This is a genomic window from Alcaligenes faecalis, from assembly GCF_041521385.1.
GTDB lineage: Bacteria > Pseudomonadota > Gammaproteobacteria > Burkholderiales > Burkholderiaceae_B > Alcaligenes > Alcaligenes faecalis_E.
Map to the genome: position 1 here is coordinate 2583824 of NZ_CP168006.1, position 11597 is coordinate 2595420.

The 11597-nt window shown below is 55.8% G+C and carries 10 protein-coding genes; 6 read left to right on the forward strand and 4 right to left on the reverse strand.

Annotation, left to right across the window (positions count from 1 at the left end):
* Window positions 1-2 precede the first annotated feature (2 nt).
* The 3 genes from ACDI13_RS11555 to ACDI13_RS11565 form a co-directional block, all read right to left on the reverse strand.
* The gene (locus ACDI13_RS11555; protein ID WP_316989309.1) at window positions 3-566 is read right to left on the reverse strand and encodes an aminodeoxychorismate/anthranilate synthase component II; all 564 of its coding nucleotides are present in this window, start codon (window positions 564-566) and stop codon (window positions 3-5) included.
* Window positions 567-604: 38 nt separating this feature from the next.
* A complete protein-coding gene (gene trpE, locus ACDI13_RS11560; protein WP_316989308.1) occupies window positions 605-2125 on the reverse strand; it encodes an anthranilate synthase component I in 1521 nt (506 codons plus the stop codon).
* Window positions 2126-2340: 215 nt separating this feature from the next.
* A complete protein-coding gene (locus tag ACDI13_RS11565) occupies window positions 2341-3021 on the reverse strand; it encodes a phosphoglycolate phosphatase (protein WP_316989307.1) in 681 nt (226 codons plus the stop codon).
* A gap of 210 nt (window positions 3022-3231) precedes the next feature.
* Here ACDI13_RS11565 and ACDI13_RS11570 point away from each other — a divergent pair, with 210 nt between their 5' ends.
* On the forward strand, window positions 3232-5034 hold the full coding sequence (locus tag ACDI13_RS11570; protein ID WP_316989306.1) for a GGDEF domain-containing protein: 1803 nt from the start codon (window positions 3232-3234) through the stop codon (window positions 5032-5034).
* Window positions 5035-5089: 55 nt separating this feature from the next.
* On the opposite strand, the gene rpe is transcribed toward ACDI13_RS11570, so the two are convergent.
* Window positions 5090-5785 carry a ribulose-phosphate 3-epimerase gene (gene rpe / locus ACDI13_RS11575; protein ID WP_094195354.1) on the reverse strand — a complete coding sequence of 232 codons (696 nt, stop codon included), beginning with the start codon at window positions 5783-5785 and terminating at the stop codon, window positions 5090-5092.
* A gap of 117 nt (window positions 5786-5902) precedes the next feature.
* On the opposite strand from rpe, the gene apaG reads away from it, so the two are divergent.
* The 5 genes from apaG to ACDI13_RS11600 all read left to right on the forward strand — a co-directional run bounded on the left by apaG (window position 5903) and on the right by ACDI13_RS11600 (window position 11478).
* Window positions 5903-6277 (forward strand): Co2+/Mg2+ efflux protein ApaG, encoded by a 375-nt coding sequence (gene apaG / locus ACDI13_RS11580; protein ID WP_094195355.1) that lies wholly within the window; start codon window positions 5903-5905, stop codon window positions 6275-6277.
* 15 nt (window positions 6278-6292) lie between these two features.
* On the forward strand, window positions 6293-7588 hold the full coding sequence (locus tag ACDI13_RS11585) for a murein transglycosylase A (RefSeq protein ID WP_316989305.1): 1296 nt from the start codon (window positions 6293-6295) through the stop codon (window positions 7586-7588).
* Window positions 7585-8778, forward strand: a complete 1194-nt coding sequence (locus tag ACDI13_RS11590) for an FAD-dependent monooxygenase (protein WP_316989304.1) — start codon at window positions 7585-7587, stop codon at window positions 8776-8778. The genes ACDI13_RS11585 and ACDI13_RS11590 overlap by 4 nt, the downstream gene beginning before the upstream one ends.
* Window positions 8779-8817: 39 nt before the next feature.
* A complete protein-coding gene (locus tag ACDI13_RS11595) occupies window positions 8818-9549 on the forward strand; it encodes a DsbC family protein (protein WP_316989303.1) in 732 nt (243 codons plus the stop codon).
* 312 nt (window positions 9550-9861) lie between these two features.
* Window positions 9862-11478: an EAL domain-containing protein gene (locus tag ACDI13_RS11600; protein WP_316989302.1), complete on the forward strand. Its 1617-nt coding sequence runs from the start codon at window positions 9862-9864 to the stop codon at window positions 11476-11478.
* Window positions 11479-11597: the final 119 nt, after the last annotated feature.

An 11597-nucleotide genomic window follows, 5' to 3' on the forward strand; every position in this document is an offset into this window, starting at 1 on the left:
ATTTAAAGGTCCAGAAAGTTCTTCAGTAAGGCGTGGCCATGCTCGCTTAGCACCGACTCGGGGTGAAACTGCACGCCATAAATAGGCAATTCGCGGTGACGGATACCCATGATTTCGCCGTCTTCGGTTTGTGCAGTCACTTCCAGGCAGTCGGGCAGGCTGTCGCGCTCGATGGCCAGGGAGTGATAGCGGGTGACCTTAAAGGGCGAGGGCAAGTTGCCAAATACGTCCGTGCCCTGGTGGGTAATCGGGGAGACTTTCCCATGCATGATTTGCTGCGCACGAATAATGCGCGCACCAAAAGCATGCCCGATCGCTTGATGACCCAGGCAGACGCCCAGAATCGGTCGCTTGCCGGCAAAGTGCTGAATCAGTGCAACCGACAGGCCCGCATCCGCAGGGGACTTGGGGCCGGGCGAGACGCACAGATGGCTGGGATTCAGGGCTTCAATCTCTTCAAGGGTGACTTGATCGTTGCGTCGCACCACTACTTCCTGGCCCAGTTCTCCAAAGTACTGGACCAGGTTGTAGGTAAACGAGTCATAGTTATCGAGCATGAACAGCATGGGAATTCTCCAGCAGAAAAAGAATGGCAGTGGGGCGATTAAATGGGCTCGTCCAGACCGAATTGCACTTGTTCGGCCGCGCGGATGACGGCGCGTGCCTTGGCTTCGGTCTCTTGCCATTCTTTTTCGGGATCGGAGTCAGCCACGACACCGGCGGCGGCCTGCACATAGAGCATGCCGTCCTTGATGACGCCGGTGCGAATGGCAATAGCCAGATCCATCTCGCCTGAGTAGCTCAGGTAGCCAGCCGCACCACCGTAAACGCCACGGCGCACGGGCTCCAGTTCATCAATGACTTCCATGGCGCGTACCTTGGGGGCTCCGGTCAGGGTGCCCGCAGGGAAGGAGGCGCGCAGCACATCCATCTGGCTCATGCCGTCCTGCAGTTCACCGCAGACGTTAGAGACCAGGTGCTGAACATGCGAGTAGCGTTCGATCGCCATGGTGTCTGTTACTTGTACCGAGCCGGTTTTGGCGATACGGCCAATATCGTTGCGGGCCAGGTCGATCAGCATCAGGTGTTCAGCGCGTTCTTTTGGATCGGACTTCAGCTCGGCGGCCAGTGCGGCATCGGCTTCCGGCGTGGCACCGCGTTTGCGTGTGCCGGCCAGTGGACGAATGGTGACGCGCTCCATGTTGCGGCCATCCTGACGGTGCTCTTCCTGACGTACCAGAATTTCGGGTGATGCACCCACGACCTGGAAGTCGTCGAAGTTCCAGAAGTACATGTAAGGCGATGGGTTCAGTGAACGCAGGGCGCGGTACAGAGACAGGGGCGAGTCGCGGAAAGGTTTGGTGATGACCTGGCCGATCTGCACTTGCATCAGATCACCGGCGGCAATGTAGTCCTTGGCGCGGGCCACGGCCTTCAGGTAATCCTCTTTGTCGAAGTCACGTTCGCATTCGGTTTGCATGCTGGCATAGGCGTAAGGGATCACCACGGGCGAGCGCAGTTTTTCGCGCAGGTCTTTCAGACGGCGCTTGGCCAGTACGTAGGCTTCGGGCTGGGCGGGATCGGCGTAGACCAGCAGGTAGGTGCGACCAGCCAGATTATCCACAATGACCAGCTCGTCCACTTGCAGCAACATGATGTCCGGTACGCCTTCTTCCTGATCAGCAGGGAAGGGTTTGCGGTTCATGCCCAGGGACGGTTCGATGTGGCGCACGGTGTCGTAGCCGAAGTAACCGGCCAGACCACCTGCAAAGCGGGGCATGCCAGGGCGCAGGGCCACTTTGAAGCGGGCCTGGAATTGTTCGATGAATTCCAGCGGATCGCCTTCGGCTGTTTCGACAACCTTGCCATCGTGCAGCACTTGGGTATGACGGCCATAGCTGCGGATCACGGTACGGGCAGGCAGGCCAATAAAGGAGTAGCGACCAAACTGTTCGCCGCCCACAACCGATTCCATCAGGCAGCTGTAACGCCCACCTTCGGGGCCGTTGTGCGCCAGTTTCAGATAAATCGACAGGGGCGTATCCAGGTCGGCGTAGGTTTCCGCAATCAGGGGAATGCGGTTAAAGCCTTCTGCTGCTAGGGCATTGAATTCTATTTCTGTCATTGGGATCTCGAGGGTCAGTGGGTACGACGAGCCGGACAGAAACAAAAAAAGCCCGGTCGTTGTGATTACCGGGCTTATTTTCCTGGAGGCGGTCCGCTGTGTACTACTTTGCAGGGACGCCAGACTTCAAGGTTATATCTACCCGATACACGAACGCCACCAGCGCCAATAAGCGCCGTAAATTGTGGATGCGTGAGTGCGAGTAGACATGAATTTTATGACGTGAATACAGGGTTGCGTTTGTTGCGCAGCCAAATGGCGGCGTCGGCAATAGAGGCAACTATACCATCGGAATCTAGGCTTTGCACATCCTTGCCTTCGTTATAGCCGTAGGGCACCAACAGTACGGGGATGTGAGCTGCGCGCGCTGCCTGGGCGTCATTCATGGAATCCCCAATGACCAAAGCCTGTTCGGGAGCCAGTTTCATTTGCTCGCAGGCGTAGATAAAAGGCATGGGGTCGGGCTTTTTGCGCGGGCAGGTATCGCCGCCCACTACCAGCTCGAAATAGGGGCTTAAACCTGTTTGTTCCAGCAAGGGGCGCGCAAATTGCTCAGGTTTGTTGGTGACGACGGCCAGGCGTAATCCTTGGCTTGTAAAGTCGTTCAATCCGTCTAGTACACCGGGATAGAGGCGGCTGTGTTGGCCATTACATAATTGGTAATGGTAATAAAATGATTCCAATGCCTGGGTATGGTTGTCAGGAGGGTTTGGCAGGTCTGCCAAGGCGCGTCGCACCAGGTTTTCTGAGCCTTTACCCACGAAAGTGGCGATACGCTCCTCTGGAAGCACAGGCAGGCCCAGGTCAAGACGCATGGCATTACATGCCGAGGCCAAATCAGGAATGGTGTCCAGGAGGGTGCCATCCAAATCAAACAGTACAGAGCAAATATTCATCTTTTTGTAGCGAGTTTGTGACAAAATATTGTCGAATTCCTGTTAAGGTCGAACAGAAACAGTTTTCGGAAAATCGAGTTTTCATTTCGTTTGATTCATCATGTTAAAGCTCCTTACTGCGCGCGGGCTTATCAATTTAGTGAGCAAACCATATTTTGGTACAAGATTGGCTTTCGATAGTCTGTTCAGAAAGGCCCTAGGAGCGGAAGAATGATGCTCGAGACATTTCATCAGATTCTCGCAGAAAAACAAGTTACGTCCGTGTTCCAGCCTATTGTCGATCTGCAGTCTGGCTTGATTCTGGGCTATGAGGGCTTGATCCGAGGGCCGAAGGACAGCAGTTTTTATTCGCCTTTGGCCTTGTTTGACGCTGCCCGGCAGTGCGGACGTTTATGGGATCTGGAAGCACTGTGCTGTCATACCTTGGTCAGTAGCTTTAATCAGCAGGGTTTGGCTGGCAAATTGTTTTTGAACTCCAGCCCGGATGTCGTGATGGGGCTGTTGCCTTCGGCCCGCATTGAACCGCGTACGGGCATGCCACAACTCGATGGTATCGATTGGAGCCGGGTGGTGGTCGAGCTGACCGAGTCCGAGCGCACCGACAGCTACGACTATTTGAATCAGGCGCTTGATTTATACCGAAAAGAAGGCTTGCAGTTTGCGATTGACGATTTGGGCGAAGGTTACGCCTCGCTGCGCTTGTGGTCCGAGTTGCGACCTGAATACGTCAAGATCGATAAATATTTTGTGCGCGATATTGATACTGATGTGCTCAAGCAGCAATTGGTGCGTTCCATTTGCGATATTGCCAGCCACGCGCACTCTATTGTAATTGCAGAGGGAATTGAAACCGGGGCAGAATTGCGCACCTTGCGGTATTTGGGTGTGGCTTGTGGTCAGGGCTATTTGCTGTGTCGGCCTCAACCTAATCCTCCCCCTCAGTTGGAGCCAGCCCAGGCTGCTTTGTTTGGTCCTTCCACTGTGCGGACACAGCGCCAAGCGCAGGGGCGGGACTCCATGAGTGTACGGCGTTTGCTGCGTGCGGCGCCGGCTGTCCCGGATCACACCCCGACCAATCGCGTGTATGAGCTCTTTCAAAGCCGTCCTGATGTGAGCGCGGTGGCTTTGTTGCGGGGCGACAGGCCGACGGGGATCTTGCGTCGTAGTCAGCTTTACGATCAGTTGGCACGTCCTTATCACCGCGAGCTGTATGGCAACAAGCCATGTTCCTTGTTTATTGAAACGCCGCCATTGATTGTGGACTGTGATACCAGTTTGCTGGAGCTGGGCACCTTGATGACGCAGGGTGAGGGCGAGGCATTGAGCGATGGGTTCATCATTACGGGGGCGGATGAGTATTTGGGCTTGGGCTCCAGTGTGGAACTGATGCGTGAAATTACGCAGATTCAGATCATGACGGCCCGCTATGCCAACCCACTGACGCAATTGCCGGGCAATGTGCCTATTGATGAGCATATTGAGGGCCTGCTGCGTAATCGTCAGAGCTTTGCCGTATGTTACGCAGACCTGGACCATTTCAAACCCTATAACGACTTGTACGGTTATCGCAAAGGAGATGAGTTACTGCGTTCTATGGCAGAGCTCTTTACTCGATATGCCGTTGCTCGCATGGATTTTGTCGGCCATGTGGGGGGAGATGACTTTATTCTGGTGTTTACCAGCCCGGACTGGGCTGTGCGCTGCCAAGGTATTTTGGACGAGCTGGAGAAAGAACTGGAGTCCTTGTATCGAATGGAGCACCGGCAAGCAGGCGGTTACTTGGCTGAAAACCGCCAGGGCGTGCTGGTGTTTCACCCGCTTGTGAGCCTGTCTTTAGGTGTTGTGACGGTTGATGAGCCCGATTTGTATTCGGGCTCTTTAATTGCAGAGCTGGCGACCTCCGCCAAGGCGCAGGCCAAACGCGTGCAGGGCAACGCCTTGTTTGTGGAGCGTCGGCGACCAGACAATACATTGCAGCAGGGCTGTTACAGTCGCGCTACGATGTTGCAGTAGATGAGGCAGCAAGGGTTTGCCGCGGCCCTGCCTGTTGGCGGGCCGGATACCGTACTTAAGCTTGTTCTGCCAAAGCGATTTGAGCACGCATGTCGCGAATGACCTGAGCATAGTCAGGCTGGCCAAAAATAGCCGAACCGGCCACAAAGGTATCGGCACCGGCAGCACGAATGGCGCCGATATTGTCCACTTTCACGCCACCATCAATTTGCAGCAGAATGGGCTGGCCGCCTTCTGCGGTCCAGGCATCAATGCGGGCGCGGGCCTGACGCAGCTTGTCCATGGCACTGGGAATGAAGGCCTGGCCACCAAAGCCGGGGTTCACGGACATCAGCAAGACCAGGTCCAGCTTGTCCATCAAGTGATCCATCCAGTTCAGCGGGGTGGCCGGGTTGAATACCAGGCCGGCCTTACAGCCGTGGTCACGGATCAGCGATAGGGTGCGATCCACGTGGCGCGAGGCTTCGGGGTGAAAACTGATGTAATCGGCACCGGCTTTGGCAAATTCGGGGATCAGTGCGTCTACGGGTTCCACCATCAGGTGTACGTCGATGGGGGCGGTGGTGTGGGGGCGCAGCGCGGCACAGACCATGGGACCGAAAGTCAGGTTCGGTACAAAGTGGTTGTCCATGATGTCGCAATGAACCCAGTCGGCGCCGGCGGCAATGACATTGCGGACTTCTTCTCCCAGGCGGGCGAAGTCAGCCGATAAAATACTGGGAGCGATACGTGTGGTGCTGGCTTGGGACATAATAGGTGCCGTAAAGATTAGACATCACGAAAATCGTGGCCGTATGTCATCATTATAGTTTCAAGCGGGGGGCTGTGCAGCGCCCCGTATTTGTACAGCCGTAACCTGGAATCCATCATGAAGCCTGACGATATTGAGGTGCAAATCACGCCCCAGTACCTGCCTGAGCAATCCGAACCCGAGAGCAATCAATACGTTTTTGCCTATACCGTACGGATTACCAACAATGGACAGCAGACGGCCCAGATTATCAGTCGTCACTGGATCATTACAGACGACAATCAGCAGGTTCAGGAAGTGCGTGGCCTGGGCGTTGTGGGCCAACAGCCGGTGCTGGCTCCAGGCGAGACCTTTGAGTACACCAGTGGCTGTCCCCTGAATACACCGTTTGGCACCATGCGTGGCAGCTATCAATGTGTGGGTGAAAATGGTGTGCCTTTTGAGGTTCTCATTCAGGAGTTCATCCTTTCCTCCCCCCGTACCTTGCACTAAGGGCCAAACCCAGCCATGAAGTTAATTTATTGCGTGCCAGCCGTACTGCTGGCATTAAGCGCCTGTTCAAGCACGCCTGTGGATCAGGGCTCTTCGTCAACGGCTCCGGGCACCGCAGACAGTGGTTCTGATATCGCCTTGCAGCCTTTGCAGGTGCCGTCCTTGTCGGCTCTGCCGGACACCCCGGCGCGAACACTGGCGGGGCGCTACCAGGCGGTGAACTGGTCCACCTTGCCGGGTTGGCAGGCAGATTCGTTGGATCACGTCTGGAAAGGCTTTATCAATAATTGCAAAGGCTTGATGCGCCCGGTCAGCGGCTCGCTGGCCATGCCTGCGCGTGCCAATCCCCGTGCCTGGCAACCCGTGTGTCAGGCAGCGGCGTCGGCAGGTCTGAATGCCGACACCACAGACACAGCCGCTGTGCGTGATTTCCTGCAGCAGCAACTACAGCCCTGGCGTTTGCTGACTGGCGATGGCAAGGTGGCTCAGAATACGGTCACGGGTTATTACGAGCCGTTGCTCAAGGCCTCGCGTACACGTAGCTCCAGCTATCAATGGCCGCTTTTCGCTGCACCGGATGATTTGTTGACGATTGATCTGGGTAGCTTGTATCCCGAGCTGGCTGGCAAGCGTATTCGCGGCAAGCAAGTGGGTAAACGCATTGTGCCTTACGACACACGCGAGCAGATTGTCTCCAGGCAGGATCGGCAGCCGCCCGTGATCGTGTATGCAGAAGATCCGGTAGAGGGCTTTTTCTTGCAGATCCAAGGCTCGGGTCGTGCGGTCTTGCCCGATGGCAGCGCCGTGCGACTGGCTTATGCCGATCATAACGGTCGTCCCTATGCGTCGGTGGGCCAATGGTTGGCCAAGCAAGGTGAGATGCCTTTGGCGCAAACCTCCATGCAAAACATCAAAGCCTGGGCCAAGCGCAACCCGCATCGCGTTCAGGAAATGATGAATGTCAATACGGCCATGGTGTTCTTCCGTGAAGAGGCTATTGTGGACCCGGAACTGGGGCCTAAAGGCGCCTATGGCATTCCCTTGATTGGTCTACGCTCCGTTGCCGTTGACCCTACTTATGTGCCGTTGGGCACACCGGTGTACCTGGCCACTTCGCAGCCTGCCACTAAGCAGCCTTTGCAGCGGCTGGTCTTTGCCCAGGACACGGGGGCGGCCATCAAGGGACCGGCACGTACCGACTTGTACTGGGGAACGGGAGATCAGGCTGGTGCGCAGGCCGGGCGCATGAAGCAGCAAGGTCAAATGTGGCTGTTGTGGCCACGTCAGGCAGGAGCACCGAGCGCACGATGAGCAAAGAACGGATTGTGGTGTGTGGCGGGGCCTTGGCCGGGATGGCCAGTGCCCTGGGTTTACGCAAGGCGGGGTTTGATGTCAGCATCTTGTCGCCCGCTTACAAGCCTATGGCGCTGGCGGCGGGACAATATCACCCCCGTGTCTATGCCGTCTCAGTTGCCAGCCAGAACTTTCTGGCGCAGTTGGGTGCCTGGAACTTGATGTCGACCCAGCGTATTTCGCCGGTGCAAGCCATGGAAGTCCATGGTGATGGCGGTGCTTGCCTGAATTTGCATGCCTGGCAGGATGCGCAGGATTATTTGGCCTGGATCGTTGAATCCGGCCAGATGGAGCAGGCACTGTATCAGGCGCTGCAAGTGTTTGGTGTGCCCTGGATTGAAGACCGCTTTGAGCGTCTGGAAGGCCATACCATCGTTACCGCCGGGCAAAAGCGTATCAGTGCCGATTTGTTTGTGGGTGCCGATGGTGCTCGGTCTGGCCTGCGCTCTGCTGCCGGTATTGAGCATCAGGGGCGTGAGTATGGGGACGCTGGTTTGGTGGCTCACTTCAACGTAGAGCGATCGCACCAGCAAGTCGCCCTGCAGTGGTTTACCGGCGATTCGATTCTGGCCCTGTTGCCTATACCGGATGTGGATGGCAAAGCGCAAGTTTCCATGGTCTGGTCCGTGCCGCAAGCACAGGCAGACAAGGTACTGGCTATGCCTTCAGATGAGCAGGCGCAGTATCTGCAAAACAGTGTGTTCTCCCTATCCAATGGCCGTTTGGGGCAGCTCAGTTTGCGCAGTCCTGTATATGGTTTCCCTTTGACTTTTGAGCGTAGCGGCCTGGTGTCGCCCGGCGTGGCCTTGGTCGGTGATGCGGCGCATCGCGTGCATCCCTTGGCCGGTCAGGGCTTGAATCTGGGCCTGGGCGATATCGAGGCCCTGATCAAGGTTTTGTCCGAGCGCGGTCCGCATTATTCGGTTGGGGATATGCGTGTGCTCAATCGCTACAAGCGCGCTCGCGCTGAGCCGATTGCGGCCATGCGGGCTGCCACGGATGGCTTGTACCGTCTGTTTGCAGCGCCGGGAGCACCGGCCTCCATGTTGCGCAATGCCGGCATGCAAGTGGTAGACCGCCTGCCTTGGGTTAAACGTCGTCTGATTGCGCATGCGGCTGGAATCAAGCCAGGCGCACTTTTGTTCTAAGGCCGCTAGAGTCTTGTTGATTAGCAAAGGAAGTACATCATGATGTTGCATCTTCGTTCTGTCTTGGCCCTGGCGCTTTGGTCGCTGTGCGGCCTGGTCCAGGCGGCCAGCCCCAGCAAAATAGACGCTCGGTTCGAGGCCACACGCCAGGCGTTTGAAGCCGTTTTCCCGGGTGTGACGGTGGATGGCATTCGCGCCACACCGTTTCCCAATCTGCTGGAAGTGGAGGTCGGCGGAACCTTGCTTTATACCGATCCACAGGCCAACTTCGTAATGCAGGGGTCTTTATTGGATAGTAAAAACCGAATTGATTTGACCGAGCAGCGCATGCAGGAGCTCAGCCGTGTTTCACTGAATGACTTACCACTGGATAAGGCCATTAAGTTGGTGAAAGGCGATGGTAGTCGCCACATGGTGATTTTTGAAGATCCCAATTGTGGTTATTGCAAACGTCTGCATACAACGTTGCAGGAGATCGACAATGTTACGGTTTATAGCCTGATGTTCCCCATTCTGGGCCCCGATAGCCGCCGGAAAGCCGAGGATATCTGGTGCGCACAGAACCCAGCTAAAACCTTGAGTGAGTGGATGGGGGATGGGGTCCGGCCCGAGAAAGCCTCGTGTGAGCATCCCTTGGATCAGATACAGGCTGCTGGGCAGAAGCTGCGCATTCGAGCCACACCAGCGATTTATTTTGCCGATGGCAGTCGTGTGGATGGTTGGTTACCCGCTGCCCAGTTGCAGTCGCGCTTGGACGCTGCTGCCCAGTAAGTATTCTGGCTGGTCTTGAGCTAGAGCAACCCGCTTTCGAGCGGGTTTTTTATGCCCGTGTGTTATGAAAACTATAATTATTTGCTCTGTGGGTATTTTAAAAAAACAGTATTGGAAAATAATCCTGATCACTTTCAGAGGGTAAGACGGGCATTGTTTTGAAGACAAAAAATTTCAAAAGCCACATTTGACCATTCTTTACTTTGTGCTCTGTACCCTAGAAGTGATAATTCCAACTATTGATAAAAAATAGTATTGTCGGCCTGCGCTTGGTTCATCGCTGCACTGACAATAATTAAATAGTAGGCGCTTATGGAACATGCACGCTGCGTGTTGATCGTTTTGGAAGAAGGCGAGGGCTTGCATTACTGGCAGGAGCAATTGCGGGTTTTCGGTACCAAGACAAGCGTTGTCAGATCCTTGGAGCAGGTAGCCGAGGCACGCCTGAGTCAGGCTGATTTGTTGCTGTTCCCCGTCGAGGCGGGCTACGTGCCGTTAATGGTGGCCAAATTGCGCAATGACTTCGGCTCTTTGGGCGTTGTGGCCGTTCAGTCCGGTTTGTCTGCCAGTGCGCGAGTACAACTGTTGCTGACGGGGGCAGATGCCTGTCTGGCTTTGGATGTGCAAGCTCCCGAGCTGATGGCCTGGTGTCATGCTGTGCGCCGCCGGAATGTTTATGCGGCTGTGGATGCCTCCCAGGCCGCGCACGAGACTCAGGATCATAGCGGGCAGCAGGAATGGGTCTTGCGAGACAAGGGCTGGACGCTGGTGGCTCCCAATGGTGTCGGCCTGGAGCTGACGCATAGCGAGCGTCAATTAATGGATGCATTTATACGGCATGCCGATGCCCGTTTCAGCCGTGAAGACCTGATGCGCGACAAGGGATTGGCTGCCAGCGACAGCCGTGCCGTGGATTCTTTGATCAGCCGTTTGCGCCGCAAGGCCAGCCAGGCGGGTGTGGCCTTGCCGATCAAGTCGGTGCATGGCTGGGGCTATACCTTTACGGGTAAATTAACCGCCCAGCAAGAGCCGCAAGATACCGAAATTATGGAGTTTTACGCCCCGCGAATCGAGCAAGAAGCGGCCCAGCCTACGCAGATGGAGCTGCTGCGTGCCTTGGAAACGCTGGATGTGCTCGATCTCCAGGCCAGCGAAGCACTGTCTTTTTCTTATCAGTTGCGTGTGTCCACGAGTACGGGTCAGTACAGTGGTGTGGATGCTCAGGTGTTCTGGACAGCGCCTACCGGCCTGCGTTTGTCCTCGGATCTGGTGCTGCGTCATATGCCGGACTTGATTCGCCGCCAGGCTTTGTGTGAATGGATGCTGCGCACCTTGATGGCCGATGTGCGTCGTTGGTGGCAGGAGTATTCGCTGCGTGCCAGCCATATTGGCCTGAAACTGCCTGTCGATATGCTGCTTCCCATCTATAAGCACATGCCTGCTATGTTGCGTCAGTTTGAATTGCAGCCTTGCTGCGTGGAGCTGGATTTGTTCAGCGACGAGGAGCTGGAAGAAACGCCGGAACTGTTCCAGGCCCTGCAGTTCCTGAAGGAGCAGGACTTTCAGGTCTGGCTGACGAGTACTGATATTGAAAACAACAGGCTCAACCGTTTGCGCGGCTGGCCGATCCGTGGCGTTAAGCTGGAGGCGGAGGTCATTCAGCGCGCATGCCGTGAGCCCACGTTCAAGGCTTTGCTGGAGACCGGATGCCATTTGCTGAGCGAGCAAGGTTTTGAGGTTGTCATTAAAGGTGTAGATAACCTGGAGCAGCGTGATCTGGCTTTGGGGCTGGAGTTGGGGCATTATCAGGGCCGTTTGACCTCGGAGCTAATGTCCGAAGACGGTTTCTTGCTGACGCTAGCCAGCAGTGAGCCTTCTTTTGCCCAAGGTCACGAAGCCTCCCGACGCTTGAGCGGGAGTGTTTTGTAAGCTGCCTTAGTATTAATTATCTCTATGTGTAACTTTGCTTAAGTATTTTAAGCCCGAGGCCGTTACCCAGCTTGTTCGATGGGGCCCCCTGGCAGGCCGACCGCTTTGACACGGTCGGC

What these genes read in the sequence shown, in the direction of transcription:
- ACDI13_RS11600 (WP_316989302.1), top strand. Translation starts at nt 9,862, where the DNA reads ATGGAACATGCACGCTGCGTGTTGATCGTTTTGGAAGAAGGCGAGGGC.
- ACDI13_RS11585 (WP_316989305.1), top strand. Translation starts at nt 6,293, where the DNA reads ATGAAGTTAATTTATTGCGTGCCAGCCGTACTGCTGGCATTAAGCGCC.
- ACDI13_RS11590 (WP_316989304.1), top strand. Translation starts at nt 7,585, where the DNA reads ATGAGCAAAGAACGGATTGTGGTGTGTGGCGGGGCCTTGGCCGGGATG.
- rpe (WP_094195354.1), bottom strand. Translation starts at nt 5,785, where the DNA reads ATGTCCCAAGCCAGCACCACACGTATCGCTCCCAGTATTTTATCGGCT.
- trpE (WP_316989308.1), bottom strand. Translation starts at nt 2,125, where the DNA reads ATGACAGAAATAGAATTCAATGCCCTAGCAGCAGAAGGCTTTAACCGC.
- ACDI13_RS11595 (WP_316989303.1), top strand. Translation starts at nt 8,818, where the DNA reads ATGATGTTGCATCTTCGTTCTGTCTTGGCCCTGGCGCTTTGGTCGCTG.
- apaG (WP_094195355.1), top strand. Translation starts at nt 5,903, where the DNA reads ATGAAGCCTGACGATATTGAGGTGCAAATCACGCCCCAGTACCTGCCT.
- ACDI13_RS11565 (WP_316989307.1), bottom strand. Translation starts at nt 3,021, where the DNA reads ATGAATATTTGCTCTGTACTGTTTGATTTGGATGGCACCCTCCTGGAC.
- ACDI13_RS11570 (WP_316989306.1), top strand. Translation starts at nt 3,232, where the DNA reads ATGATGCTCGAGACATTTCATCAGATTCTCGCAGAAAAACAAGTTACG.
- ACDI13_RS11555 (WP_316989309.1), bottom strand. Translation starts at nt 566, where the DNA reads ATGCTGTTCATGCTCGATAACTATGACTCGTTTACCTACAACCTGGTC.